This window comes from Leisingera sp. CC-HEC093 (assembly GCF_059429195.1).
The window spans coordinates 3,438,191-3,463,114 of the sequence record NZ_JCAIJR010000001.1; the positions used below are offsets into that span (position 1 = coordinate 3,438,191).

General features: G+C 63.5%; 22 protein-coding genes and 1 tRNA gene. 9 read left to right on the forward strand and 14 right to left on the reverse strand.

Annotated elements, in window-relative coordinates; genetic code table 11:
- Positions 1-76: 76 nt before the first annotated feature.
- The 3 genes from AC5STB_RS16855 to AC5STB_RS16865 all read left to right on the forward strand — a co-directional run bounded on the left by AC5STB_RS16855 (position 77) and on the right by AC5STB_RS16865 (position 3,409).
- A complete protein-coding gene (locus tag AC5STB_RS16855) occupies positions 77-2,041 on the forward strand; it encodes a heme lyase CcmF/NrfE family subunit (protein WP_495443949.1) in 1,965 nt (654 codons plus the stop codon).
- The gene (locus AC5STB_RS16860) at positions 2,038-2,520 is read left to right on the forward strand and encodes a cytochrome c-type biogenesis protein (protein WP_495443950.1); all 483 of its coding nucleotides are present in this window, start codon (positions 2,038-2,040) and stop codon (positions 2,518-2,520) included. Before AC5STB_RS16855 ends, AC5STB_RS16860 begins: the two co-directional genes overlap by 4 nt.
- 109 nt (positions 2,521-2,629) lie before the next feature.
- Positions 2,630-3,409 (forward strand): enoyl-CoA hydratase-related protein, encoded by a 780-nt coding sequence (locus AC5STB_RS16865; RefSeq protein WP_495443951.1) that lies wholly within the window; start codon positions 2,630-2,632, stop codon positions 3,407-3,409.
- A 178-nt stretch (positions 3,410-3,587) separates the two neighbouring features.
- On the opposite strand, the gene AC5STB_RS16870 is transcribed toward AC5STB_RS16865, so the two are convergent.
- Together AC5STB_RS16870 and gltX are read right to left on the reverse strand one after the other, a co-directional pair.
- Positions 3,588-4,883 (reverse strand): citrate synthase, encoded by a 1,296-nt coding sequence (locus AC5STB_RS16870; RefSeq protein ID WP_495443952.1) that lies wholly within the window; start codon positions 4,881-4,883, stop codon positions 3,588-3,590.
- Positions 4,884-5,011: 128 nt separating this feature from the next.
- On the reverse strand, positions 5,012-6,412 hold the full coding sequence (gltX, locus tag AC5STB_RS16875; RefSeq protein ID WP_495443953.1) for a glutamate--tRNA ligase: 1,401 nt from the start codon (positions 6,410-6,412) through the stop codon (positions 5,012-5,014).
- 79 nt (positions 6,413-6,491) lie between these two features.
- On the opposite strand from gltX, the gene AC5STB_RS16880 reads away from it, so the two are divergent.
- Positions 6,492-8,555, forward strand: coding sequence for a ComEC/Rec2 family competence protein (locus tag AC5STB_RS16880; RefSeq protein ID WP_495443954.1), 2,064 nt, complete (start codon positions 6,492-6,494; stop codon positions 8,553-8,555).
- Here the strand turns inward: AC5STB_RS16880 and lexA are convergent.
- From lexA to AC5STB_RS16915, 7 genes are all read right to left on the reverse strand, one after another.
- Complete coding sequence (gene lexA, locus AC5STB_RS16885; RefSeq protein WP_495443955.1) at positions 8,549-9,256, reverse strand: transcriptional repressor LexA; 708 nt, start codon at positions 9,254-9,256, stop codon at positions 8,549-8,551. The two genes, AC5STB_RS16880 and lexA, sit on opposite strands and share 7 nt — an antisense overlap.
- A 144-nt stretch (positions 9,257-9,400) precedes the next feature.
- Positions 9,401-10,573 carry a molybdopterin molybdotransferase MoeA gene (locus AC5STB_RS16890; RefSeq protein ID WP_495443956.1) on the reverse strand — a complete coding sequence of 391 codons (1,173 nt, stop codon included), beginning with the start codon at positions 10,571-10,573 and terminating at the stop codon, positions 9,401-9,403.
- The gene (moaC, locus tag AC5STB_RS16895) at positions 10,574-11,044 is read right to left on the reverse strand and encodes a cyclic pyranopterin monophosphate synthase MoaC (protein WP_495443957.1); all 471 of its coding nucleotides are present in this window, start codon (positions 11,042-11,044) and stop codon (positions 10,574-10,576) included.
- Between the two features lie 11 nt (positions 11,045-11,055).
- The gene (trpC, locus tag AC5STB_RS16900; RefSeq protein ID WP_495443958.1) at positions 11,056-11,868 is read right to left on the reverse strand and encodes an indole-3-glycerol phosphate synthase TrpC; all 813 of its coding nucleotides are present in this window, start codon (positions 11,866-11,868) and stop codon (positions 11,056-11,058) included.
- Positions 11,869-11,879: 11 nt separating this feature from the next.
- Positions 11,880-12,551: a uracil-DNA glycosylase gene (locus AC5STB_RS16905; protein WP_495443959.1), complete on the reverse strand. Its 672-nt coding sequence runs from the start codon at positions 12,549-12,551 to the stop codon at positions 11,880-11,882.
- Positions 12,548-13,567, reverse strand: coding sequence for an anthranilate phosphoribosyltransferase (trpD, locus tag AC5STB_RS16910; RefSeq protein ID WP_495443960.1), 1,020 nt, complete (start codon positions 13,565-13,567; stop codon positions 12,548-12,550). The genes AC5STB_RS16905 and trpD overlap by 4 nt, the downstream gene beginning before the upstream one ends.
- The gene (locus AC5STB_RS16915) at positions 13,564-14,145 is read right to left on the reverse strand and encodes an anthranilate synthase component II (RefSeq protein ID WP_495443961.1); all 582 of its coding nucleotides are present in this window, start codon (positions 14,143-14,145) and stop codon (positions 13,564-13,566) included. The genes trpD and AC5STB_RS16915 overlap by 4 nt, the downstream gene beginning before the upstream one ends.
- Positions 14,146-14,333: 188 nt before the next feature.
- Here AC5STB_RS16915 and AC5STB_RS16920 point away from each other — a divergent pair, with 188 nt between their 5' ends.
- Positions 14,334-15,881 carry a divergent polysaccharide deacetylase family protein gene (locus AC5STB_RS16920; RefSeq protein WP_495443962.1) on the forward strand — a complete coding sequence of 516 codons (1,548 nt, stop codon included), beginning with the start codon at positions 14,334-14,336 and terminating at the stop codon, positions 15,879-15,881.
- A 131-nt stretch (positions 15,882-16,012) separates the two neighbouring features.
- Here the strand turns inward: AC5STB_RS16920 and trpE are convergent, their stop codons facing one another.
- The 5 genes from trpE to fabI all read right to left on the reverse strand — a co-directional run bounded on the left by trpE (position 16,013) and on the right by fabI (position 22,218).
- Positions 16,013-17,524: an anthranilate synthase component I gene (gene trpE, locus AC5STB_RS16925; RefSeq protein ID WP_495443963.1), complete on the reverse strand. Its 1,512-nt coding sequence runs from the start codon at positions 17,522-17,524 to the stop codon at positions 16,013-16,015.
- Between the two features lie 16 nt (positions 17,525-17,540).
- The gene (locus tag AC5STB_RS16930) at positions 17,541-19,382 is read right to left on the reverse strand and encodes a peptidyl-prolyl cis-trans isomerase (protein WP_495443964.1); all 1,842 of its coding nucleotides are present in this window, start codon (positions 19,380-19,382) and stop codon (positions 17,541-17,543) included.
- Between the two features lie 115 nt (positions 19,383-19,497).
- Positions 19,498-20,673, reverse strand: a complete 1,176-nt coding sequence (locus tag AC5STB_RS16935) for an aminotransferase (RefSeq protein WP_495443965.1) — start codon at positions 20,671-20,673, stop codon at positions 19,498-19,500.
- Positions 20,674-20,839: 166 nt separating this feature from the next.
- Positions 20,840-21,343: a xanthine phosphoribosyltransferase gene (gene gpt / locus AC5STB_RS16940; protein ID WP_495443966.1), complete on the reverse strand. Its 504-nt coding sequence runs from the start codon at positions 21,341-21,343 to the stop codon at positions 20,840-20,842.
- Between the two features lie 71 nt (positions 21,344-21,414).
- Positions 21,415-22,218, reverse strand: a complete 804-nt coding sequence (gene fabI, locus AC5STB_RS16945) for an enoyl-ACP reductase FabI (RefSeq protein WP_495443967.1) — start codon at positions 22,216-22,218, stop codon at positions 21,415-21,417.
- Positions 22,219-22,351: 133 nt separating this feature from the next.
- Here fabI and pdxH point away from each other — a divergent pair, with 133 nt between their 5' ends.
- From pdxH to AC5STB_RS16965, 4 genes are all read left to right on the forward strand, one after another.
- Positions 22,352-22,957: a pyridoxamine 5'-phosphate oxidase gene (gene pdxH, locus AC5STB_RS16950; RefSeq protein WP_495443968.1), complete on the forward strand. Its 606-nt coding sequence runs from the start codon at positions 22,352-22,354 to the stop codon at positions 22,955-22,957.
- A gap of 132 nt (positions 22,958-23,089) precedes the next feature.
- On the forward strand, positions 23,090-23,629 hold the full coding sequence (locus AC5STB_RS16955; protein WP_495443969.1) for a cold-shock protein: 540 nt from the start codon (positions 23,090-23,092) through the stop codon (positions 23,627-23,629).
- Positions 23,630-23,681: 52 nt separating this feature from the next.
- Entirely contained in the window at positions 23,682-24,110 is a 429-nt protein-coding gene (locus AC5STB_RS16960; protein ID WP_495443970.1) for a DUF192 domain-containing protein, read from the forward strand.
- Positions 24,111-24,153: 43 nt separating this feature from the next.
- A tRNA-Pro gene (locus AC5STB_RS16965) sits at positions 24,154-24,230 on the forward strand.
- Positions 24,231-24,924: the final 694 nt, after the last annotated feature.

The window sequence follows — 24,924 nt, forward strand, 5'->3', positions numbered from 1 at the left end:
TTTGCCATTGGACCTGCCGGCAGACAGGCGTATAGGAAAACCCAGCCTTACAGAGCATACATGGACACATCGGCACATGATTACAGAACTCGGACATTTTGCCCTAATTCTCGCCTTCATGATTGCCATCGTGCAGGCCGTTATCCCCCTGATCGGCGCCCATAAACGCTGGCCTGGCTGGATGGCCGTGGCGGAACCGGCTGCACAGGCGCAGTTCCTGTTCACAGCCTTTGCGTTCGGCGCGCTGATGTGGGCCTTCATCACCTCGGATTTCTCGCTGAAGCTGGTGATGCTCAACAGCCATTCGGCCAAGCCTATGCTCTATAAGATCTCCGGCACTTGGGGGAACCATGAGGGCTCGATGCTGTTGTGGGTGCTGATCGTCAGCCTGTTCGGGGCGATGGCCTCGGTCTTTGGCGGCGGGCTGCCGCCGACGCTGAAGGCACGGGTGCTGTCAGTACAGGCGGCAATCGGCGTGGCGTTCTTTGCCTTCATCCTGTTCACCTCCAACCCGTTCCTGCGGCTGACGGTGCCGCCGTTCGACGGCCAGGACCTCAATCCGCTGCTGCAGGACCCGGGGCTCGCGTTCCACCCGCCGTTCCTCTACCTCGGTTACGTTGGGCTTTCGATGGCCTTCTCCTTTGCCGTGGCTGCCCTGATCGAAGGCCGCATTGACGCCGCCTGGGGCCGCTGGGTGCGGCCCTGGACGCTGGCCGCCTGGATCTTCCTGACCATCGGCATCGCGCTGGGGTCCTGGTGGGCCTATTATGAGCTGGGCTGGGGCGGTTTCTGGTTCTGGGATCCGGTGGAGAACGCCTCCTTCATGCCCTGGCTGCTGGCCGCGGCTCTGCTGCACTCTGCCATCGTGGTAGAGAAGCGCGAGGCGCTGAAAAGCTGGACTATCCTCCTGGCAATCCTTGCCTTTGGCTTCTCGCTGATCGGCACCTTCATCGTGCGCTCCGGCATCATCACCAGCGTTCACGCCTTTGCCAACGACCCGGAACGCGGCGTGTTCATCCTGTTCATCCTGGCGTTTTTCACCGGCGGTGCGCTGACGCTGTTTGCCGCCCGCGCCCAGGCGATGGAGGCCAAGGGGCTGTTTGGCACCGTCAGCCGCGAAACCGCGCTGGTGGCCAATAACATCCTGCTGGCTGTGAGCTGCTTTGTCGTATTCTTCGGCACCGTCTGGCCGATCGTCGCGGAGATGGTCTTTGCCCGTAAGCTGAGCGTCGGCCCGCCGTTCTTCAACTCTGCCTTCACGCCGTTCATGGTGGTGCTGGGACTGATCATGCCGATCGGAGCCATGCTGCCCTGGAAACGCGGGCGGATCGGAAAGGTGGCCTGGCAGCTGCGCTATGTGTTCGTGCTGGCGGTATCGCTGGGCGTGCTGGCCTGGGCACTGCAGACAGGCAAGTCGGCGCTGGGGCCGGTGGGGCTGTTCCTTGGTTCCTGGATGGTCTTTGGCGCGCTGGCCGACCTGTGGCTGCGCAGCGGCCGCGAGAACCGTCTTGGCCGTATGCTGCGGCTGCCGCGGGCGGATTGGGGCAAGGCCGTGGCCCACGGCGGGCTGGGTATCACCATCTTTGCCATCGCGGGCCTTACGGCCTGGGAACAGGAAGACATCCGCGTCGCCCGCATTGGCGAGCCGTTTGAGGTCGGCGCTTTCACCCTGATGCTCACAGACGTGAGCCGGGAGCAGGGGCCGAACTATTTCACCACCAAGGGCCGCGTTGAAGTGACCCGAAATGGCCGCCCCGAGGCGGTGATGTTCCCGGAGAAGCGTGACTATCCGGTTGCCAAGATGCCCACGACTGAGGCGGCGATTGATTACCGCGTGACCCGCGATCTTTATGTGGTGCTGGGGGACGAACAGGCGGACGGCAGCTGGACCATGCGGACCTATATCAAGCCCTTTGCCAACTGGATCTGGGCCGGATGCATCCTGATGTCACTGGGCGGCCTGCTGAGCTTGAGCGACCGGCGCTTCCGTGTTGCGGCAGGGGCGCGCAAGACACCATCGGCGGGGGTGCCTGCGGAATGAAACTGCTGCGTTTTATTATCCTGGCCCTGGCCGGCGTACTGGCTGTCTCGCTGGTGGTGCCGACGCCTGCGCTGGCGGTTGAGCCTGAAGAGGTGCTGGCCGACCCGGTGCTGGAGGGCCGCGCCCGCGAGCTGTCCAAAGACCTGCGCTGCCTTGTCTGCCGCAACGAGAGCATTGACGAGTCGAACGCCGAGCTGGCCCGCGACCTGCGTGTTCTGCTGCGCGAGCGGCTGGTGGCCGGCGACAGCGACCGCGAGGCGATGGATTTCATCGTCGATCGCTATGGCGAATACGTGCTGCTGCGCCCGACCACCAGCGGAGCCAACTGGCTGCTGTGGGCGGCAGGGCCGCTGATGCTGCTGGCGGCGCTGATCATCGGCGTCTTCTATGTCCGCGGCCGGGCCAGGGCGCCCAAGGCGGCTGAACAGCGCCTGAGCGCGGAAGAGCAGGAGCGGCTTCGGAAAATCCTCGAGGATTGACGCCGGGTCTGTCTTTCCGGCCAGCCTGGTTTGCGCCACCATGGCTGCCAACCGGCTGCAGGGTCCCAGAGGCCCTGCCGGCCAAATCGACTTTAGTTGGGGCAATCTGATGGAATACAAAGAAATCCTGTTTTCGATTGAAGACGGGCTGGCAGTCATCACGCTGAACCGGGAAGCGCGCAAGAACGCGCTGAACAGCCAGATGCGCTCGGAAATCACCCATGCCATGGGGCTGGCCGCGGTTGAGGCGCGGGCGGTGGTGCTGACCGGCGCCGGTGATGCCTTTTGTTCTGGCCAGGACCTGAGCGATGCGGGCAGCGGCGGCGGCCCGCTGGATCTGGAACGCACCCTGCGCGACGAATACCTGCCGATGCTGCAGGCGATTTATGACTGCCCGATGCCGGTGGTGGCCGCGGTCAACGGCGCCGCAGCCGGCGCGGGCGCGAACCTGGCACTGGCGGCGGATGTGGTGATTGCCTGCGAAAGCGCGTTCTTCATGCAGGCCTTCACCAAAATCGGCCTGATCCCGGATGCCGGCGGCACCTGGTTCCTGCCGCGACAGGTCGGCCTGGCCAAATCTATGGGCGCGGCGCTGTTTGCCGACCGTATCAGCGCGCAGCAGGCCAGTGACTGGGGCATGATCTGGGAGGCAGTGCCGGACGCTGAGTTCGAGGCCCATTGGCGCCAGCGTGCGGCCTATCTGGCCAGCGGCCCCAGCAAGGCCTTTGCCGCCACCAAGTCCGCCCTGCGCGAAAGCTATGGCCGCACCCTGGCAGAGCAGCTCTCGGTCGAGGCGCATCTGCAGGGGGAATGCGGCAAGACCCGTGATTTCCTGGAAGGTGTGACGGCCTTTATGGAAAAGCGCCCGGCGAAATTCGAGGGGCGCTGAGAGCCTCTGGCGGACCCGCCGGATTTGTCCGGCTTCCTGGCGGCACCGCAGCGGTGGCGCCGGGTTTCGACGCCGCCGCGATCCCGTTGCAGTGCCGTCCGAACCCTAATCTGGGCAGCTGCTGGACACAAAAAAACGCCCCGCTTCTCGCGGGGCGTTTTTGTTTTACTGCAGTCGTTTAGCGGTTTTCGATATCGACATAGTCGCGCAGCGTCTCGCCGAGGTACAGCTGGCGCGGGCGGCCGATCTTGTTCTGCGGATCGGCGATCATCTCTTTCCACTGCGAAATCCAGCCGACGGTGCGCGACAGCGCGAAGATCGGGGTGAACATTGAGGTCGGGAAGCCCATCGCCTCCAGAATGATGCCAGAGTAGAAGTCGACGTTCGGGAACAGCTTCTTCTCGATGAAGTAGGGGTCGTTCAGGGCGGTCTGCTCCAGCTCCTTGGCGACCTGCAGCAGCGGGTTGTCGTCGACGCCCAGCAGTTCCAGAACCTCGTCCGCGGACTGTTTCAGCACCTTTGCGCGCGGGTCGGTGTTCTTGTACACGCGGTGGCCAAAGCCCATCAGACGGAACGGATCGTTCTTGTCCTTGGCGCGTTCGATGAATTCCGGAATGCGGTCGACGGTGCCGATTTCCTTGAGCATCTCCAGGCAGGCCTGATTGGCGCCGCCGTGGGCCGGACCCCAGAGGCAGGCGATACCGGCCGCGATGCAGGCAAAGGGGTTCGCGCCGGAGGAGGACGCCAGACGCACGGTCGAGGTCGAGGCGTTCTGCTCGTGATCCGCGTGCAGGGTCAGGATGCGATCCATCGCCCGGCTGAGGATCGGGTTCACATGGTATTCCTCAGCCGGAACGGAGAAGCACATGTGCAGGAAATTGGCAGCGTAATCCAGATCGTTGCGCGGATAGACGAACGGCTGGCCGATCGAATACTTATAGGCCATTGCTGCAATGGTCGGCAGCTTGGCGATCAGGCGCACCGCGGCAACCTCACGCTGCCAGGGGTCGGACACATCCAGCGAGTCGTGGTAGAACGCGGACATCGCGCCGACAACACCCACCAGGGTCGCCATCGGGTGCGCGTCGCGGCGGAACCCGCGGAAGAAGTTGTGCATCTGTTCATGCACCATGGTGTGGCGGGTCACACGGGTCTCGAAATCCTCGAGCTGCGCCGCGGTCGGCAGTTCGCCGTAAAGCAGCAGGTAGCAGACTTCCAGATAGTGCGATTTTGCCGCCAGCTGGTCGATCGGGTAGCCGCGGTGCAGCAGCTCGCCCTTGTCGCCGTCAATGAAAGTGATGGTGCTGTCGCAGCTGGCAGTCGAGGTGAACCCCGGGTCATAGGTGAACACGCCTGCGTGCGCGTAAAGCTTGCGGATGTCGAGAACATCTGGCCCGGCCGTTGGCGAGAAAATGGGCAGCTCGTAGGTTTCGCCATTGAGGCTGAGCTTGGCAGATTTCTGTGTCTCGGTCATAGATGTCCCTTCCTGTTGCGGGCACGAAAGCTGCCTCATCCGGGCGTCTTCATGCGGGGCAGCGCCTGCGCGTCTCCGCGCAGGGGTCGTTTATCAGAAACAGGCTTGCCCGGGCATCAAGCCCGCAGTCAGCCTGTAGCGTCCTTGAGCCGGGCGAGGGTTTCCTCGCGGCCCAGAATCAGCATCATGTCGAACACCGAAGGCGTTACCGCCCGGCCGGCCAGCACGGCCCGCAAAGGGCCTGCCAGTTTGCCGAACTTGGTATCATGGGCTTCTGCAAATGCGTTCAGAAGCGCCTCCAGATCGTCACGGGCCCAGCTAGCATTTTGCAGCTGCGGCGTCAATTCCTCCAGTATACCATCGGATACAGAAGACAGGGCTTTTTCTGCCTTCGCGTCCCGGTCAAGAGGCCGTGAGGCAAGGATAAAATGCGCTTTTTCAAGCAGTTCCGGGAATGTGCGTGCCCGGTCCTTGAGGCAATACATCGCACGCTCCAGCCCTTGTGACTGTGCGTCAGTCAGGGCGGGCTCCCCGGCAGCTGCCAGATAGGCGCAGATTTCCTGCCGCAGTGCGGCATCATCGCTAACGGCGATATGCTGGCCGCAGAGATTCTCCAGTTTCTTGGTGTCGAACCGTGCAGGGCTTTTGCCGATGCCTCCGAGATTAAACCACTCTTTGGCCTGTGCGTCCGTAAAAAACTCGTCATCGCCGTGTGACCAGCCGAGACGGGCCAGGTAATTGCGCATCCCTGCGGCCGGGTAGCCCATCGCCTGATATTCCTGCGCGCCAAGCGCGCCATGGCGCTTGGAGAGCTTTTTGCCGTCGGCGCCGTGAATCAGCGGGATGTGCGCCCAGACCGGCACATCCCAGCCCATCGCCTGATAGATCATCATCTGGCGGGCAGCATTGTTCAGGTGATCATCGCCGCGGATCACATGGGTCACGCCCATGTCGTGGTCATCGACCACCACCGCCAGCATGTAGACCGGGGTGCCATCAGAGCGCAGCAGGATCATGTCATCGAGCTGGTCGTTGCGGATGGTCACATCGCCCTGCACCTCGTCCTGGATTACGGTGGCGCCGTCCTGCGGCGCCTTGATGCGGATCACATAGGGCGCGTCCGGGTGGCTGGCCGCATCGGCGTCGCGCCAGGGCGAGCGGTAGAGGGTCGACTTCCCCTCAGCCTTGGCTTGCTCGCGGAAGGCGGCAATCTCTTCCTGGGTGGCAAAGCACTTATACGCCTTGCCTTCGGCCAGCAGCTGTTTGGCAACTTCGGCGTGGCGGTCCGCGCGTTCGAACTGGCTGATCACCTCGCCATCGTGGTCCAGGCCCAGCCATTCCATGCCTTGCAGGATCGCAGCGGTCGCCTCAGGCGTGGAGCGTTCACGGTCGGTGTCCTCGATCCGCAGCAGGAATTTGCCGCCGCAGCCGCGGGCATAAAGCCAGTTGAACAGCGCTGTGCGTGCGCCTCCGATGTGCAGATAGCCGGTGGGAGACGGCGCGAAACGGGTGACAACCGGTTGGGTCATTGGCGGGATTTACCTTTTGGAAACCATGTGGGGCGTAGAGTTTCCGCCTGTCTACCGGGCCAGAAGGCGGGGGGCAAGCATGCGGCTTGGGACTGCGCTCAGCAACGTTCTGCAAGGTCAGCGCGGCAACCTGTTTCCTTGGGTGCCGGTGTTTCTGAGTGTCGGGATCGGGGCCTATTTCAGCCTGAAAATCGAACCGGGCACCGCGGTGATCGCGGGTCTGGCTTGTGTTTCGTTCCTGCTTGGCGCAGGCGCACAGATGCGGCACCCGCTGGCGTTTTTGTGCTGGGGTCCCGCGCTGCTGGCCGCGGGGCTGTGCCTGGGATATGCCCGGACGCACATTGTGGCGTCCCCGGTTCTGGACTTCCGGTACTACGGTCCGGTCGAGGGACGGGTGGTGGCTGTGGACCGTTCCCCCACAGATGCACTGCGGCTGACCCTGGATCAGGTGCGGCTGAACAGGGTTGCACCAGCGGATACGCCTGCGCGCGTCAGGATTTCACTGAAAGGTCAGGAAGACATACCGCCGCCCGGCGCGCGGGTGATGACCACCGCACATCTGTTGCCGCCGCAAGGGCCGGTGGAACCCGGCGGTTTCGATTTCCGCCGCCATGCCTGGTTCAAGCAGCTTGGCGGGCTGGGCTACACACGGGTGCCGGTGCTGCTGGCCGAGGCGCCCGGCAGCGGCAAGCCGGTTGAGCGGCTGCGCAGGTCGTTGGCGCAATACCTGCAGCAGCGGCTGCCGGGGGAGACCGGCGGCTTTGCTGCAGCCGTCACTGCCGGCGACCGCAGCGGTGTGGGCGAGGAGACACTGACCGCTCTGCGCCAAAGCAACCTGGCGCATTTGCTGGCAATCTCCGGCTTGCACATGGGGCTGCTGACAGGGTTTGTCTTTGCGGCGCTGCGCAGCTTGATGTGCCTGGTGCCTTGGGTTGCGCTGCGCTGGCCGGTCAAGAAACTGGCCGCCGTGGCAGCGCTGGCCGCCGGGGCGGGCTATCTGCTGCTGTCAGGCGGCAATGTAGCGACTGAGCGCGCCTTTGCCATGGTGGCGGTGATGTTTGGCGCGGTGCTGCTGAACCGCCGGGCGATCACCTTGCGTGCGGTGGCGGTGGCGGCGGTGATCGTGCTGCTGCGGCGGCCCGAAAGCCTGCTGAGCCCCGGCTTCCAGATGAGCTTTGCCGCCACTGCCGCATTGGTGGCGGTGTTTGCCGCGCTCAGGGATGGGCAGGTGCCGCTTGGGCCGCGCTGGCTGCGGCCCGCCCTTGCCCTGGTGATTTCCTCCGCCGTGGCCGGGGCGGCCACCGCCCCGTTTGCAGCGGCGCATTTCAACACCATTCCGCATTACGGGCTTTTGGCAAACCTGCTGTCAGTGCCGGTGATGGGCACGATTGTGATCCCCGCTGCAGTGCTGGCGCTGTGCCTGGCGCCGGTCGGGATGGAATGGATCGGGCTCACGCTGATGAAATGGGGCATGGACTGGATCTTATGGGTGGCCCGGAGCGTCTCTGGCTTTGACGGCGCGGTCTCCCATGTGGCGGCGCCCGGGCCCGGGGTGCTGCCGCTGTTTGCCGGCGGCATGGTCTTTGCAGTGGTTTGGCAGGGACGATTGCGGCTGGCGGGGCTGTTGCCCGCCGCGGCCGCGCTGGCGGTTTGGAACATGGCGGTGCGCCCGGACATCCTGATTTCCGATTCAGGCGGACTGGTCGGAGTGATGGAGGCGGAAGGCCGCGCGCTGTCGCGTGCCAAGGGGCAGGGGTTTACTGCGAAAATCTGGCTGGAGAATGACGGCGATCCGGCTTCTCAGCCTGTTGCCGCCAGCCGCTGGGGGGGCGGCCCGGAGGGCTTGCCGGCGTGGCAGGGCGCAGGGTTCCGCCTTGTTCATGCGCCGGGCAAGCGTAAACTTTCGGTGGCAAGCCATTGCAAAGACAGCGATATCATCATCTCCACTGTGCCGGGTGCCAGCGGCTGCCTGCTGCTGACGCCAGACGTGATGCGGCAGACTGGCAGCCTCGCCCTGACCCGCAGCGGTACACTGCTGACGGCGCGGGACGCAGCGGGCGCGCGGCCCTGGACCGGTTGGCAGCCGGAGGGGCGGGAAATCCGCCGCCTGCGGCTGCTGCTGAGCGGTAAGGACAGTCAGTAAGTGCGGATCAGCCCGACCAGTCGGCCCTGGACCTCGACCAGGTCCGACGGGTAGCGGCGGGTTTCATAGACCGGGTTGGCGGCTTCCAGCGCGATCATCGAACCCTCGCGGTAGAAACGCTTTAGCGTTGCTTCCTGGCCCTCGACCAGCGCCACCACAATATCGCCGTTGTCCGCAGCAGAGGTTTCGCGGATCACCACGATGTCTCCGTTGTTGATGCCGGCCTCGATCATCGAGTCGCCCTTGACCTCCAGCGCGTAGTGCTGGCCGGTGGGGGCGATCATGCCGCCCGGCACGGCGACCTGGTGCGAAACCTGGCTGATCGCCTCAATCGGGACACCGGCCGCGATGCGGCCCATTACCGGCAGTTCGACCGCCGCCTGGCGCAACGGGTCTGCCGGCGCCGGGGCCGGCGGTGCGGCCATTGCCTGGCCGCCCTTGATCACCTTGGGGGCAAACCCCTGCGGCTCCCCGGTGCCGCCGAGGCTTTCGGGGAGGCGGATGATTTCGATGGCCCGGGCGCGGTGCGGCAAGCGGCGGATGAAGCCGCGTTCCTCCAGCGCCGTGATCAGCCGGTGGATGCCGGACTTTGACCTGAGGTCGAGTTCGGTTTTCATTTCGTCAAAACTGGGGGGCACGCCATCGCGCTGCAGGCGTTTGTGAATGAATTCCAGCAGTTGAAGTTGCTTCTTTGTGAGCATCGCCGCTCCCTCCGTGCCTCGTGTTTTCTTTTGTTCTACGCATGTTCACGTTTTGTGTCAACATGGCTGTATCAGAACATTGGCAGCGGCAGGACCAGCGGTTTGCGTCTCCTGTCTGGGTATTTGTGCAAAGAGGAAGCGAAGTCAGATGGAGAGGTATTGCACGTTTTCGCCTGCGGCGCGGGCGTTATCTCCGGGCGCGCGGACCAGCAGAGCGTTGGCCTCTGCCAGGATGGTAAGAAGCGAGCTGTCCTGGTTTTCAAAGGCGGTCAGCCGGCCGTTTTCGACCCTAGCGCGCATGTAATGCTCCCGCGGGCCGTTTTCCGGCAGCGCGGCGGCCAGGGCGGCTGTGCGCAGCTGCGCGGCACCGGAGGGGAGGCCCAGCATGGTGCGGATCACGGGTGCAAGGAAAACATGTCCGCAAACCATGGCAGAAACCGGATTGCCAGGCAGTCCGACCATCGCAGCAGCGCCCATGCGGCCCGCCATCAGCGGTTTGCCGGGGCGCATGGCGACCTTGTAAAAGCTGCGCTCCATCCCGAGGTCCTGCGCCACCTTGCCGACCAGATCGTGATCGCCGACGGAAGCGCCGCCGATGGTGACGACCAGATCAGCGCCCTCTGCCAGCCTGAATGCGGTGCGCAGGGAGCTTTCTGTGTCGCGGGCGATGGGCAGGATGCGGGCGCGGGCGCCGAAGTCTTCGAGCATCGCCTTGAGGCCAAAGGTGTTGGAGGCGATGATCTGGTCCGGCCCCGGCGTGCCGCCGGGCATCACCAGCTCATCACCGGTGGAGATCAGCGCGACCTCCGGGCGGCGGATGACCGGGACCGAGGGGATGTTCATCGCAGCCAGCAAGGCGATGTCCGCAGGGGTTAGCAGCCTGGGTGCGCTGACGGTCTGGCCATCGGTGAAATCACCGCCACGGGGACGGATGTTGTGGTTGCTGCCGGGCTCGCCGGTGATGGTGATGAGGTCGCCAGAACGGCTGACATCCTCTTGAATAACAACGAAACTTGCGCCTTCCGGCACCGGGGCCCCGGTGAAGATCCGCACCGCCTGACCGGCACCGGCGCGGCCGTGGAAAGCGTGGCCGGCCGCGGCCTCGCCGATTACCTTGAACATGGCGTGCAGCTCGACCTCGGCGGCGTTCACCGCATAGCCGTCCATGGCTGAGGCGGAGAATGGCGGCTGGTCGCGTCGGGCCTGCACATCACGCGCAAGTACCCGGCCTGAGGCCTCTGCCAAGGGAACTTCCTCAGTCTCCAACTGGCTGACAAGCGCCAACAGATGCGCACGGGCTTCGCTGACGGGGATCATCTACGCCTCGTACCTGCCTGATTTTCCGCCATCTTTTAATGTGACGCGAATGCCGCCGATCTGCATCGCCTTGTCAACGGCCTTGGCCATGTCATAGACGGTAAGCGCGGCGGTGGAGACTGCGGTGAGGGCTTCCATTTCAACCCCGGTCTGGCCGGTGGTCTTGACGGTGGCCTCGATCCGCACGCCGGGAAGGTCCGGATCGAGCGCCAACTCTACCGCGACCTTAGTCACCGGCAACGGGTGGCAAAGCGGGATCAGCTCTGGCGTTTTCTTGGCGCCCATGATGCCGGCCAGGCGCGCCACGGACAAAACATCACCCTTCTTGGCGCGGCCTTCGGCAATAATATCAAAGGTTTCCTGCGCCATGGTGATGTGGCCCTCGGCAGTGGCGATGCGCGAAGTCACTGCCTTGTCCGAGACATCGACCATATGGGCGTCGCCTTTGGTGTCGAAATGGGTGAGGCTCATGGGCTGCCTCCTTACATCATGCCAGGGGTCAATGGGTTGGCGAGCAACGCGCGGGTCGCCGCGGCGACATCGTCCTGCCGCATCAGGCTTTCGCCGATCAGGAAGGTGCGCGCGCCGTAGCGGGCCATGTCGCTGAGGTCCTCGGGCGTGGACAAGCCGCTTTCGCAGACGATGGTCCGGTCGGCAGGCACCATGCGAGACAGGGTGCGGGTGGTGTCCAGCGTTGTCTCGAAGGTTTTGAGGTTGCGGTTGTTGATGCCCATCAGCGGCGATTTCAGGTTGCAGGCGCGCTCCAGTTCTTCGGCGTCATGCACTTCCAAGAGAACGTCCATGCCCCATTCAAAGGCGCTTTCCTCCAGCTCCTGCGCCTGGGCGTCGGAAACGGATGCGAGAATGATCAGGATGCAGTCCGCCCCCAGCGCTCGGGCCTCCGCAACCTGGTAGGTGTCATACATGAAGTCCTTGCGCAGCGCGGGCAGGGAACAGGCTTCGCGGGCTTGGGTAAGGAAGTCCTTGGCGCCCTGGAAGCTGGGGGTGTCGGTCAGCACCGACAGGCAGGCGGCGCCGCCATCCTCATAGGCCTTAGCCAGTTCCGCCGGTTCGAAATCCGGCCGGATCAGCCCCTTGGACGGGCTGGCCTTCTTGATTTCAGCAATCAGGCCATAGCCGGTGCGGTTGGCTTGCATCAGGCTTTTGGCAAAGCCGCGCACAGGGGAGGCATTCCGCGCTTCGGACTCGACCGCCTCCAGCGGTTTCGCGGCCTTGTCTGCCGCCACTTCCTCAAGCTTGTAGGCCTTGATTTTGTCGAGCACGTTTTCGGTCATGCCAGTTTCCTTCATGCCGGGGCCTCCGTTCCTGCGTTCCAGTCTATGCCGGCTTCGCCGCGGGCGGCGAGCCAATTGTTCACTTTTGAAAAGGGCCGGGACCCGAAGAAGCCGCGCCGCGCCGACAGAGGCGAGGGATGGGCGGTTTTCAGGATAAGGTGATCGCCCGGTTTGATATGTTTTTCAAGCTTTTGCGCGGCATTTCCCCACAGAATGTAGGCGGTCGGGCGCGCCGATGTCAGTTCCAGCACCTGATGCACCAGATGGTGCCAGCCAAGGTGCTTGTGGCCGTTGGCGTCGCCTGCCGGAACTGACAGGGCGGTATTCAGCAAAAGCACGCCTTGGCTAGCCCAGGGCCGCAAGTCGGCGTTTGCACGGCTTACGCCAAGATCATCGTTCAATTCCTTGTAAATATTGGCCAAGGAACGCGGCAGGGGATGCACATGCGGTTCTGCCGAAAAGGCCAGCCCGTGGGCATGGCCGGGTGTCGGATAGGGGTCCTGGCCGAGGATCACCACGCGGGTGTCCCTTGGCTGGGTCAGCTCAAGTGCTGCAAACCGCTGGTGCGCGGGCGGCAGAATGTCCCGGCCGTCCGCTGCGATGGCAGCGGAGATCCCGGGCCAAAGGGTGCTGAAAAAGGGGAGGCTGGACCAATCGCCCAGCCCTGCAGGCAGCTGGGTCATGCGGCGGAAGTGATCCGGGCCAACGCCTCGACCTTGGCCTTGGCCGCGCCGCTGTCAATGGATTCTGCAGCCAAGGCGGCTCCTTCCTTAAGATCGGCAGCCTTGCCTGCCACCACCAGCGCAGCGGCGGCATTCAGCAGCACAGCGTCGCGGTAGGCCGAGGGCGCGCCCTGCAGCAGAACCCGGAACGCCATGGCGTTCTCCTCTGGCGTGCCGCCGACGATCTTGTCAAAGGAATGCACCGGAAGGCCTGCCTCCTCAGGGTGCAATTCGACGTCGCGGATGGAGCCATCTTCCTCCAGCGCAGAAACCCAGCTGACACCGGTGATGGTCAGCTCATCCGTGCCGTCGGAGCCATGCACGAGCCAGGCGCGTTCAGATCCGAGCGCCTTGAGCGTTTCCGCCATCGGGCGGATCATCTCGCGGCTGAAAGCCCCGGTCAGCTGGCGCTTGACGCCGGCCGGATTGGTGAGGGGGCCGAGGATGTTGAAAATGGTTCGGGTGCCCAGCTCCTGACGTGTCGGCATCACATGCGCCACCGCGGGGTGGTGCATCGGCGCCATCATGAAACCGATCCCGGCCTCATTGATCGCCTTTTCAACCACTTGCGTGCCAACCATAACGTTGATGCCCATCTGCGATTGCATGTCGGCAGTGCCGGATTTTGAGCTGAGGTTGCGATTGCCGTGCTTGGCGACCACCACGCCGGCGCCCGCCGCGACAAAGGCGGTGGCGGTGGAGATGTTGAGGGTGTTCTTGCCGTCGCCGCCGGTGCCGACGATGTCCATCGCGCCGGCGGGTGCCGATACCGGGTTGCATTTGGCGCGCATCACGGCTGCAGCGGCGGCGTATTCATCGACGCTTTCGCCGCGGGTGCGCATGGCCATCAAAAGGCCGCCGATCTGGCTTGGCGTGGCCTCGCCCTCGAACAGCAGGGTAAAGGCGGTTTCGGCTTCTTCGCGGGTCAGGGAACGTTCGGCGGCGGCACCGATCAGCGGCTTCAGCTGGTCGCTCATGCCGGCACCTGCATCACGTCAAGGAAATTTTTCAACAGCGCGTGGCCGTGTTCGGAGGCAATTGATTCCGGGTGGAACTGGACTCCGTGGATCGGCAGCTCCTTGTGCTGAAGGCCCATGATGGTGCCGTCTTCCAGTTCGGCGGTGATTTCCAGGCAGTCTGGCAGACTTTCACGCTCCACCACCAGGGAGTGATAGCGGGTAGCCTCAAATGGTGTTGGCAACCCCTTGAAAACGCCTGTGTCCTTATGGTGCATCATGCCCATTTTGCCGTGCACAATCTCGTGGCAGCGCACCACATTGCCGCCAAAGGCCTGGCCGATGGTCTGGTGGCCGAGGCAGACGCCCATCAGCGGCGTTTTCGTCTCAGCCGCGGCTTCGGTCAGCGCAAGGCAGATGCCGGCCTGATCGGGATCGCACGGGCCGGGTGACAGCAGGATGCCTGAGGGCTTCATCGCCATCGCTTCCTGCACGTTGATGGCGTCGTTGCGGCGCACTTCCATTTCCGCGCCAAGCTCGCCGAGGTAGTGGACGAGGTTGTAGGTGAAGGAATCGTAGTTATCGATCAGCAGCAGCATCTTGCGGGCTCTTTTAAGGGTGGCGGGCGGGGTGCGCGCCGCAGTATAGTGGTTGCAACATACTTGTTCAGGGATACGGGGCAGCGTCAAGGGCAGGATAGGCGAATGCAAGGGCGAACCGGCACAAGGGGCGCGCAGGCAGGCTGGATCGGCGCAGCACGGAAGAAAGATTGAGAGGCAAAACAGGCATGCGGGGATTTCTTGGCGGCGTGAGTGTCGGGGCATTGCTGGCCGCGGGCGGGCTGGCGATGCTGTCGTTGTCGGTGCCGCTTCCGGATACCGCTCCGGAGCAGGAAATGGCGCCAGAGCCGGCGCAAGACAGCGCCGCCAAGGTGCCGGAACCCGCAGCGGTTGATCCGGGCGAAGCGCCGCTGATGCCGAACGGCGGCAGCAAGGGGGCGGAAGCGCCTGACAGTGCACAGGGACCGGATGCCGACCTCGCCGAAGTGCAGCCGGAAATCCCCGTTTCGGCTGATGCGGACGATGATCTGAGCGCGCTGGCAGGCGCGGATACCGCTCCGGCGGACAGGCCTCAGGTCGGGCTTGCAGCAGAAGTCGCGAGTTCGGGCAGCCTCACGCCTGCCTCAATCCCGGATACGTTAGGGGTGTCACAGGAACAGCGGCCGCAGGCCGTGCAGCCAGCGGTGCCGGCGGCGCCCGGCAGTGAAAGCGCGGTTGTTGCCGTAACAGACCCCGCGCCCCAGCCAGAGCCGGAAACCGGCGAAGGCGAGGCGCATGAGGGCACCCAAGAGCCGGTTGCTGCTGCAAAACCGCTGGAATTGCCGGCGGTGTCCGAGGCCGCGGGTGTTCCCGCAGCAACGGCTGTGCAAGCCCCGGAAATCGGCAGTGCGCCGCAAGCGACAACCCTGCCGGTGATTGGCGCTGTGCCTGAGACAGCTGCCAGGGAAGAGTTTATCGAAACCGCCGAAGACATAGAACCGGACCTGTCCGCGCAAGCGGAGGGAGCTGCGCCGCAGTCACCTGGGATCGGCACCCCGGTGGTGCCGCTTACCGAACGGGACGAGGCGGAAGCCATCACCTCCGGCATGCCGGAGGTGCCCCCCTTTACCGCCTATGCGCAGCCGTTCTTTAACACGGAAGACCGGCCGCTGATGTCGATTGTGCTGATCGACGGTGCTGGCTCAATCGGCGCTGAGGCGCTGGAAGCTTTCCCTTATCCCCTGACTTTTGCCATCGACCCCGAGGATCCGCAGGCTGCCGAGAAGATGGAGGCCCGCCGGGCCGCAGGGTTCGAGGTGCTGATGCTGGCCGACCTGCCGCGCGAGGCCTCGCCGCAGGACGCGGAAACCGCATTTGAGGTCTGGCGTGCGCTGTTGCCGGAAGCGGTGGCGATCCTGGAAGGGGTGGAAACCGGCGTGCAGGGCAACCGTCCGCTGGCGGATCAGGTGGCTGCATATGCAGCTTCGGCCGGCTATGGCCTGGTAACGCAGGACAGCGGTCTGAACACCGTGCAGAAGCTGGCGCTGCGCGACGGCGTGCCGGCCGGCGTGGTGTTCCGCGATTTTGACGGCGCAGGCCAGGACCAGCGGGCGATCCGGCGGTTCCTGGATCAGGCGGCGTTCCGGGCCGGCCAGGAAGGCGCGGTGATCATGCTGGGACGGCTGCGTCCGGATACGATTTCGGCGCTGCTGCTGTGGGGCCTGCAGGACCGCGCCGCGCGGGTGGCACTGGCGCCAGTGTCAGCAAGCCTGGTATCGCAGCTGCCGGGAAAATGATCTTGAGCAAATGAAAACGGCGCCCAATGCGGACGCCGTTGCCTCCTCTGCCCGGCGGCGAAGCCGCCTGCAGGGCTGAGGGAGGGGAGTGTTTAACAAAGAAGAACCGGCGGGTTTCTGCCGCCTTGACGTCAGCGGTTGCCGTTACCGGTGAAGCGGGCCGCGTCGGCAGCGGCGCGGCGGATGGCGTTGGATTTGTGGACCGTCTCCATATACTCCGCCTCCGGGTCGCTGTCATAGACAACGCCGCCGCCGGCCTGGATATAGAGGTTCTGATCTTTGACGATGGCGGTTCGCAGCGCAATGCACATGTCCATGTCGCCGCCGGCTGAGAAATAGCCGACGCCGCCACCATAGATGCCGCGCTTTTCCGGCTCCAGCTCATCGATGATTTCCATCGCCCGCACCTTGGGCGCGCCGGAGACGGTGCCTGCGGGCATGCCGGCAAAAAAGGCATCCAGCGCGTCCTTGTCCTCTGCCAGCTCGCCAACCACGTTGGAGACAATGTGCATCACATGACTGTAGCGTTCGATTATGAATTTCTCGGTCGGGCGCACGGTGCCGATTTTGGCCACCCGGCCAGTGTCGTTGCGGCCAAGGTCCAAGAGCATCAGGTGCTCTGCCAGCTCTTTTTTGTCGGCGAGCAGATCCAGTTCCAGCGCTTTGTCTTCTTCTGGCGTTGCACCGCGGGGACGGGTGCCCGCAATAGGCCGGATGGTGACTTCCTGCCCAAAGACACGCACCAGGATTTCAGGGCTTGCGCCCACCACCTGGAAGCCGCCGAAGTTAAAGTAGAACATGAAAGGCGACGGGTTGGTGCGCCGCAGCGAGCGGTAGAGTGCGAAGGGCGGCTGGCGGAATTCCTGGGTCCAGCGCTGCGCCGGAACGACCTGAAAGATATCGCCTGCGCGGATGTAGTCCTTGGCCTTCTCCACCGCGGCCATGTAGCCCTCTTTGGAGAAGTTCGACAGTGGCGGGGCAACTTCATCAGCGTCCCCCAGATCACGGCTGTCAGCGGGCATGGCGCGTTCCAGATCGCGCACCGCGTCCATCACCCGTTCGGCGGCCTGAGCATAGGCTGCCTTGGCGGTCTGGCCGTCGCTGGCCCAGGCCGGCGACACCACGGTGACCTCACCCTTGACGCCATCCAGCACTGCAATCACCGAAGGGCGCAGCATCAGCGCATCGGGGAGGCCGAGCGGGTCCGGATTCACGTCCGGCAGGTGTTCAACCAGGCGGATCATGTCATAGCCAAGGTAGCCGAAGAGGCCTGCCGCGGCCTGCGGCAGGTCGTCGGGCAGCGCAATCTTGCTTTCAGCAATCAGCGCCCGCAGGTTGTCCATCGGATTGCCGTCCTGCGGCGCGAAATCGTCCGCATCAAACCGCGCCGAGCGGTTCAAGGAAGACTGCTCCCCGTGGCAGCGCCAGACCAGATCCGGTTTCATGCCGATGATCGAGTAGCGCCCGCGCACCTCGCCGCCGGTCACCGATTCCAGCATGAAGGCGTCCTTCTGAGCGCCGGTCAGCTTGAGCATCAGCGACACAGGCGTATCAAGGTCGGCGGCAAGGCGGGTGTAGACGACCTGGTTTTCGCCAGCCTCATAGGCCTTGGCGAAGGTGTCGAAATCGGGGGTCAGGGCCATGGATCGGATGCCTTGGTTACTGGAAATTTGCCTGCGCTGCATTCAGCGCCTGCTGGTCAACGCGGGGTTCCGCGCGGGTCTGGACGTCCTGCACATAGGCCTGGAACAGTTCCTGTGCCAGCGCCTGGTCCAGCTGCGCCTGCAGTGCCTGGGTGAGCAACGTCATGTCGTCGCTCGCTTCCGGCGGCAGGATGGCGTCAAGGCGGACAACCACGGCGGAGTCCGCATCCTGCACCAAACGGAACGTCCCGGTTTCCATTTCGAACACGCCTGCGACCAGATCAGCCGGCACTGTGTCAATATAGGCGGTGCGGGTCAGGCCGCTTTCGGTTTTCACCTCGGCGTTCTCTGCAAATCCGTCTGCCGCTTCTGCCTTCGCCAGCAGTTCCTCGCCTTGCGCCTTCAGGGCATTGGCAAGCCTGTCAGCCTGCCAGGCAGCCAGCACCTTGTCCTTGGCTTCGGCAAAGGGTTCCGGGCGTTCCGGCAGGGTCTCATCCAAACGCAGGGCAAACAGGCTGCCGTCCTCCAGGAAGCCGACCTCAGGAAAATCATCTGCGGTGACGGCGGCGGCGGCGGTGCGGAACCCCTCATAGGCCGCGATCTCGTCGCTGCTTTCTTCGGTCCAGTTGATCTGGGCCAGTTCCAGCCCGTTTTCGGTGGCCAGCTCCTCCAGCGTGGCGCCGCCGGCCAGCATGTCGTCGATGTCCTCGGCCTGGGTCTCGACCAGGCGGCGGGCGCGGTCGGAGGCAAGCTCCTCGCGCAGTTCAGGCTCAGCCTGCGCAAAGGTGGTGATCTGCGCCTCCAAGCGGCCGTTCACACGGTAAAGCGCCGGGCCAAGATCGGAGGGCAGGGGGCCGGTCACGGTGCCAACCTCAGCGGCGAAGACATCGGTGCCGGCTGCGCCAAGGTCGCCCATGGTCACGTCGCCCATGTCGATATCCTGCAGGGTCAGCCCGCGGGCCTCAACCAGGCTTTCAAAGGTGGCGCCAGCGGTTTCCAGCTGCGCCTTGGCGCTGGCTGCGGCGTCCTCATCTGCAAACACCAGCCGTTCAACCAGGCGGCGCTCCGGTACCTGATACTGGTCCGAACGGTCCTCGAACAGGCGCTGCAGCTGGGCCTCGTCCACCTCGATTTCGTCCAGCAGCATGGAAGGGCGCAGGGCGGCGTAGGTGATAACCTTGGTTTCCGGCAGCATGAACTGGTTCTGGTTGGCCTCATAGAACGCCTTGAGGTCTGCGTCGGAGGGCACCTCAGCTGTCAGAGCGATATCCGCGGCGTTGATCTGCACATAAGAGAAACTGCGGCGGGCGCCGATGAAGCCGGTCAGGGTTTCGGTCAGGGTTTGGGGCATTTTGGTGCCGGACAGGACCGCGTTCTGCACGATGGTGCGGGCGGCCTCGCGGCGCAGATCCTCTTCGAATTCCTTTTCCGACAGGCCCGCATTGCGCAGGGCAAAGCTGTAAGCCTCGCGGTCGAACTGGCCGTTCACGCCCTGAAAGGCATCAATGGCAGCCAGCTCATCGATCAGGTTTTCATCGCCCAGCGACAAACCCAGGCTCTTTGCCTCGTGATCCAGTGCTGCCAGCGAGATCAAGCGGCCGAGAACCACCCGGTCAAGACCGAAGGCGGTCATCTGCGCCATAGACATGGCCTGGCCGGTCTGGGCCTGCAGCGCGCGCTGTTCGCGCTGCAGTTCGCGCACATAGTTGCCGATGCTGACTTCTTCATCGCCGACAGTCGCGACCGAGGAAGACGAGCTGGTGAAGTTCACCGCCCCAAATCCGGCAAGGCCGACGATCAGCATCCCCATCAGGATCCAGACAAAGGTTTTGGATAGGTGTTTCATGCCTGCGGCCATGATGCCCTCTTTATTGTTCTGCTGCCGCGAAGTGCGGGCTGCGGGAAATGCCGCTGACTGAATACGCGGCTGCCCGCAGAGGGGCAAGATGATTGCGGATCAAACTGCTGGATGATCAGGGATTAAAGGCGGCGAGCCGGTCAAACAGCGTCCGGATGCCTGCCCGGTCCACATTGGCAAAGGCAATGCGGAACTGGCGGGCGCCGTCCGGGTCGCCTGCGGGCATGAACATGGAGCCCGGCAGCATAAGGATCGAGGCCTCTGCAACCAGCTTGCGGGCGATGTCCTCCGACGGCTGATCGAATGGGTGTTCGACATAGGCGAAATAGGCGCCGCAGCCGAGCAGCTTCCAGCCTTTCGCGGCCAGCACCGGGAAGCCTTCCTCGATCACGAGGCGGCGGTCGAGGATTTCCTGGCGTTCGCCCGCCAGCCATACCTGCAGGTTTTCAATGCCCCATAGCGCGCCGGCCTGACCCAGCTGAGAGGGGCAGATCGTGACCGTATCCAAAAATTTCTCCATCTCAAACAACCGGTCTGAAGAGGCAGCGATGGCGCCGACCCGGTGGCCAGTCAGGCGATAGGCCTTGGAGAAGGAATAGAGGTGGATCAGGGTCTGGTCCCAGTCCGGCATGCGGAACAGCCCGTGCGGTGCACCCTCGCGGCTGTCGAAGTCGCGGTAGGTTTCGTCCACGATCAACGCCAGCCTGCGGGTACGGGCAAGGCTGAAGAACGCCTGCACCAGGCCTGCCGGGTATTCCACGCCGCAGGGGTTGTTGGGCGTGACCAGAACGATGGCGCGGGTGCGCTCCGTGATCAGGGCCTCGGCGGCGGCCAGGTCCGGCAGCATGCCTTCGCCAACATGCAGCGGCACGGAGGTGACGCCCGCCATGTCCAGCCACATTTTATGATTGAAGTACCACGGGACCGGGATGATGACCTCATCGCCTTCACCGCAGAGCGACGCGATGGCGGCGGCAAAGGCCTGGTTGCAGCCGGAAGTGATGCCAACCTGCGCCGGCTGCAGGCCGGCCCGGTAATGGGAAGACATCTGACCCGCCAGTGCCTGGCGCAGCGGGTCATTGCCCAGAACGGGGCCATAAAGATGTGCAGAGACGTCATTCAGCGCAGCGTCGGCCAGCGCCCGGCGCAACCCTTCGGGCGGGGCTTCTGCCGGCGCAGCCTGGCTCACATTCAGGAGCGGGCGGTCCGGCGGGAAATCTGCCCCTGCCACCCAGCGGCGCGATTCGACGATGGGCGACACAAAAGTGGCTTGGGTGCGGGGCAAGGACATGGGCGGCTCCGGGCTGCGTCAGAAACTTCCGGCGCGCTGGTCACCGCACCTGCGTATGTCTGGCACGGCGGCATGGACAGCTCAAGCCGCAAGGGTATCTGAAGGCATGACAACAAAAAAGGCGCGCTGTGATGCGCGCCTCTGAATTCCTGCGGGCCGGACTGGATCAGTCTTTACCGCGGTAAGGTTCCACATACTGGAGCGCCATGTCCCACGGGAAAAAGATCCAGGTGTCCTGGCTCACCTCTGTGATGAAGGTGTCAACCATCGGACGCCCCTTGGGTTTGGCATAGACAGTGGCGAAATGCGCCTTGGGGTACATTTCGCGCACCAGTTCCAGGGTTTTTCCGCTGTCGACCAAGTCGTCGATGATCAGCACGCCCTCACCATCGCCCATCAGGCCCGCATCCGGCGCTTTCAGCACCTCGGCCTCACCCTGCGCCTGGTGGTGGTAGGAGCGCACGGAGATGGTGTCCACGGTGCGGATGTCCAGCTCCCGGCTGACGATCATGGCGGGCGCCATGCCGCCGCGGGTGATCGCCACAACTGCGCGCCAAGCGCCGCCATCGGGGCCTTGCCCGTCCAGACGCCAGGCCAGGGCACGGCTGTCGCGGTGGATCTGGTCCCAGCTGATGTGAAAGCCTTTTTCGTGCGGCAAACGATCAGTCATTTTTTGTGCTCCCCGCGGTGTCGCGTCAGCTTGCGGGCGCCCGGACCGCAGTCCAGGCGCCCTGTTTTCAGTTACTTGGAGATGTCCGGCGCATCCACCGCCTTCATGCCGACGACGTGATAGCCCGCGTCCACATGCAGATTCTCGCCGGTGACGCCCGAGCTGAGGTCGGACAGCAGGTACAATGCGGAATTCCCGACGTCGTCGATGGTCACATTGCGGCGCAGCGGCGAGTTGTATTCGTTCCACTTCATGATGTAGCGGAAATCGCCAATACCCGATGCGGCCAGAGTCTTGATCGGGCCGGCCGAGATCGCGTTGACGCGGATGCCATCCTTGCCCAGATCCTCAGCCAGATACTTGACCGAGGCCTCCAGTGCCGCTTTGGCAACGCCCATCACATTATAATGCGGCATCACCTGCTCGGCACCGTAATAGGTGAGGGTCAGCAGCGAGCCGCCGTCCCTCATCATCTTTTCGGCGCGGTTGGCCACTGCGGTGAAGGAAAACACCGAAATGTCCATGGTCATCTGGAAATTACTGCGGCTGGTGTCGACATAGCGGCCGCGCAGCTCGTTTTTATCGGAAAAGCCGATGGCGTGAACGACAAAATCCAGCTTGCCCCACTTGCCTTCCAGCTCAGCGAACAGGGCGTCAATGGACGCCTCGTCCGACACATCGCACGGCAGAACGATATTGCTGCCCAGCTGTTCGGCCAGCGGGTCGACCCGCTTCTTCAGCGCATCGCCCTGATAGGAAAAGGCAAGTTCGGCGCCGGCGTCGGCGCAAGCCTTGGCAATGCCCCAAGCAATGGATTTGTCGTTGGCCAGGCCCATGATGAGGCCGCGCTTACCGGCCATCAGTTGACTAGACATGCAGGTTCTCCGCCTGTGATCTTTTGAATTAGACGGTGTTTAGTATGCTGCGCGGGCCGCTTCAAGGGTGCTTGCCCTTGTAGGCGGAAACGAAGCTCCCTAGGTTGCGTTCAAATTCCCGTTTGAGGTGCCCATGTCCGACCGTACAGGTATTTTTGCAGGCGACGATCCCTTTGTTATTGCCAGGTCCTGGCTGAAGGAAGCGGAAGCAACCGAACCCAATGATCCGAACGCGATTGCGCTGGCAACAGTGGATGACACCGGGCTGCCGAACAGCCGCATGGTGCTGCTGAAGGAAGTCGAGGACGGTGCCTTTGTGTTCTACACGAACTATGAGAGCGCCAAGGCGCAGGAACTGGACCATGCGGGCAAGGCGGCCTTTGTCATGCACTGGAAATCCTTGCGCCGCCAGATCCGGGTGCGCGGCACGATCACCCGGGAGGACGGGCCGCAGGCGGATGAATACTACAAGTCCCGGTCGCTCAAGAGCCGGCTGGGCGCATGGGCATCGAAACAGTCGCAGCCGCTGGACAGCCGCGGCACGCTGATGGCGAAAGTCGCAAAAGTGACGGCAACCAAGGGCCCGAATCCCGAGCGCCCGCCGTTCTGGGGCGGCTACCGGCTGGTGCCCGTTGAGATCGAGTTTTGGGCTGATGGCGCATTCCGGTTGCACGACCGGTTCCGTTGGCGCCGCGATGCCGCAAATGCGGCATGGGAGATCAACCGCCTCAATCCCTGACAGGAATCGTCAGTTTACCTAGGGTCAAGGCGCCTTTACTGACAATTTCAAGACTTTTTAGCTTGAATTCCAAGGTCAGATTGGCGCATCAGAGCACAAGTAAAAAACAAGAAACGCGGTAGGGATATTTACGTGGCAGAAGATCTCAGCAGCTTGCAGCAAATTCAGGGGCTGGTGAAGTGGTTCGACCCCGCCAAAGGATACGGCTTTGTCGTGTCTGACCTTGGCGGCCCGGACATCCTTCTGCACGTGAACGTGTTACGCAATTTCGGGCAAAGCTCGGTTGCCGATGGCGCCCGGATTGAAATCGTCACCCACCAGACCGGCCGCGGCGTTCAGGCTGTCGAAGTGATTTCGATTCAGCCGCCGGAACGCGAAGACACCCCTGTGCTGAGCGACTTTGCCGAGCTGGACATGGACAGCCTGCAGAACGAACCGCTTGAACCCGCCCGGGTGAAATGGTTCGACAAGGGCAAGGGCTTTGGCTTTGCTAATGTGTTCGGCAGCGGCGAAGACGTGTTTCTGCACGTCGAGGTGTTGCGCCAGTCCGGCCTTGCGGACCTGCAGCCCGGCGAGGCGCTGGCGATGCGGGTGATCGACGGCAAGCGCGGCCGCATGGCGGTTGAGGTGCTGGCCTGGGAAGCCGCGATGACGGCCGACAGCCAGGACTGAGCCGGTGCCGCGGCGTCTTCTTTGCTGGAGTTTCGCCGCTGCCGCATTCCTGATGACCGCCCCGGTTCTTGCCGGCGAGTGCCATCCCGGCAGAGTAGATCTGCGCGGCAGCTGGGGGCAGACCGGGTTTTCTATTGAAATCGCCGATGACGAGCAGGAACGCGCCCGGGGGCTGATGTTCCGCGAGAGCCTGCCGCGCGGGGCAGGGATGCTGTTTGTCTACGACCGGCCGCAGCCAGCCGCGTTCTGGATGAAGAACACCCTGATCCCGCTGGACATCATCTTTGTGGATGACGGCGGCCGTGTGACCTCTGTTCATGAGAATGCGAAACCGGGCGACCTGACGCCGATCCCGGGCGGCGATCGGGTGTTCGCGGTTCTGGAAATCAATGGCGGGCTTGCCCGCCGGTACGGAATTGCCGCGGGCACGGAGATGCGCCACCAAATTTTTTCCGAAAGCGGCGCAGTTTGGCCCTGTTAGGGGTTTCCAAATCATTCTGCCGGAGATAGGAAGGCGCACGGTCCGGGGCGTGGCGCAGTCTGGTAGCGCACCTGTTTTGGGTACAGGGGGTCGTGAGTTCGAATCTCGCCGCCCCGACCACTTCTCTCCAAATGATTGCAGCGAATCTCCGCTCACAGAGAACCCTTAGCAGAATCGGTTTCGCGCGCAGGATGATGATTTTTTCGAGACGCAACCATAAGTAACACTACGCTGTTAACAGGTTGTTAACCAAACTTTAACCAAGTGCCGCTGACCCGCATCAGATTTGCGGACCGTGCTCGGCTGGTGGAGGGAAAGCAGCATCAAACTTGCAACAGCTCAACAATAAGAAGAGTCCGGTATCTTTCCGCCTCCAGTAACCCAGTAGCCTGCATCATCTGCTGAACCGGCGGTCCCGGCGGCTGATGGTTAAAACAGCAAGTCACTCGCCAGCCGGCATAAATCCGGATCACCCCATGATCCCCCTGAAGCCACGGCGGCGGCCCCAGGCTGTGGATGAATCGTAGCCCTAGTCCGGACCCGGCAATCCGCAGATAGCGTCAACAGCAAAGATCGTTGCCAAGAGGTAAATTTAGCGTTGACCCCTTGTGTCAGAATACGCCAAATTGTGTTTACCGGTTGCATCGGCACTAGATCTGGTGGGTTCCAGCGCCGCAGCAACAACGCTGAACACAGCACTCAGTCCTGGAAGAATGGCCGGCGAGGGCCGCAAGTGCGCCAAATGCGGCGGACACGGGCTGTTTGCGCGTTCTGCGGCCGGAAATGACTGGTGCGGGGGCACCGCGACACTTGA

Bases quoted from the DNA above. Each gene is read 5' to 3' on its own strand.
- trpC (WP_495443958.1), bottom strand. From the start codon at position 11,868: ATGACCGAAAACGTGCTCGACAAAATCAAGGCCTACAAGCTTGAGGAA.
- gltX (WP_495443953.1), bottom strand. From the start codon at position 6,412: ATGACCCAACCGGTTGTCACCCGTTTCGCGCCGTCTCCCACCGGCTAT.
- AC5STB_RS16905 (WP_495443959.1), bottom strand. From the start codon at position 12,551: ATGACCCAGCTGCCTGCAGGGCTGGGCGATTGGTCCAGCCTCCCCTTT.
- AC5STB_RS16890 (WP_495443956.1), bottom strand. From the start codon at position 10,573: ATGATCCCCGTCAGCGAAGCCCGTGCGCATCTGTTGGCGCTTGTCAGC.
- AC5STB_RS16865 (WP_495443951.1), top strand. From the start codon at position 2,630: ATGGAATACAAAGAAATCCTGTTTTCGATTGAAGACGGGCTGGCAGTC.
- lexA (WP_495443955.1), bottom strand. From the start codon at position 9,256: ATGCTCACAAAGAAGCAACTTCAACTGCTGGAATTCATTCACAAACGC.
- gpt (WP_495443966.1), bottom strand. From the start codon at position 21,343: ATGACTGATCGTTTGCCGCACGAAAAAGGCTTTCACATCAGCTGGGAC.
- AC5STB_RS16870 (WP_495443952.1), bottom strand. From the start codon at position 4,883: ATGACCGAGACACAGAAATCTGCCAAGCTCAGCCTCAATGGCGAAACC.
- AC5STB_RS16915 (WP_495443961.1), bottom strand. From the start codon at position 14,145: ATGCTGCTGCTGATCGATAACTACGATTCCTTCACCTACAACCTCGTC.
- AC5STB_RS16920 (WP_495443962.1), top strand. From the start codon at position 14,334: ATGCGGGGATTTCTTGGCGGCGTGAGTGTCGGGGCATTGCTGGCCGCG.
- fabI (WP_495443967.1), bottom strand. From the start codon at position 22,218: ATGTCTAGTCAACTGATGGCCGGTAAGCGCGGCCTCATCATGGGCCTG.
- AC5STB_RS16960 (WP_495443970.1), top strand. From the start codon at position 23,682: ATGACCGCCCCGGTTCTTGCCGGCGAGTGCCATCCCGGCAGAGTAGAT.
- AC5STB_RS16860 (WP_495443950.1), top strand. From the start codon at position 2,038: ATGAAACTGCTGCGTTTTATTATCCTGGCCCTGGCCGGCGTACTGGCT.
- AC5STB_RS16880 (WP_495443954.1), top strand. From the start codon at position 6,492: ATGCGGCTTGGGACTGCGCTCAGCAACGTTCTGCAAGGTCAGCGCGGC.
- AC5STB_RS16930 (WP_495443964.1), bottom strand. From the start codon at position 19,382: ATGGCCGCAGGCATGAAACACCTATCCAAAACCTTTGTCTGGATCCTG.
- trpD (WP_495443960.1), bottom strand. From the start codon at position 13,567: ATGAGCGACCAGCTGAAGCCGCTGATCGGTGCCGCCGCCGAACGTTCC.
- AC5STB_RS16935 (WP_495443965.1), bottom strand. From the start codon at position 20,673: ATGTCCTTGCCCCGCACCCAAGCCACTTTTGTGTCGCCCATCGTCGAA.
- pdxH (WP_495443968.1), top strand. From the start codon at position 22,352: ATGTCCGACCGTACAGGTATTTTTGCAGGCGACGATCCCTTTGTTATT.
- moaC (WP_495443957.1), bottom strand. From the start codon at position 11,044: ATGAGCCTCACCCATTTCGACACCAAAGGCGACGCCCATATGGTCGAT.
- trpE (WP_495443963.1), bottom strand. From the start codon at position 17,524: ATGGCCCTGACCCCCGATTTCGACACCTTCGCCAAGGCCTATGAGGCT.
- AC5STB_RS16855 (WP_495443949.1), top strand. From the start codon at position 77: ATGATTACAGAACTCGGACATTTTGCCCTAATTCTCGCCTTCATGATT.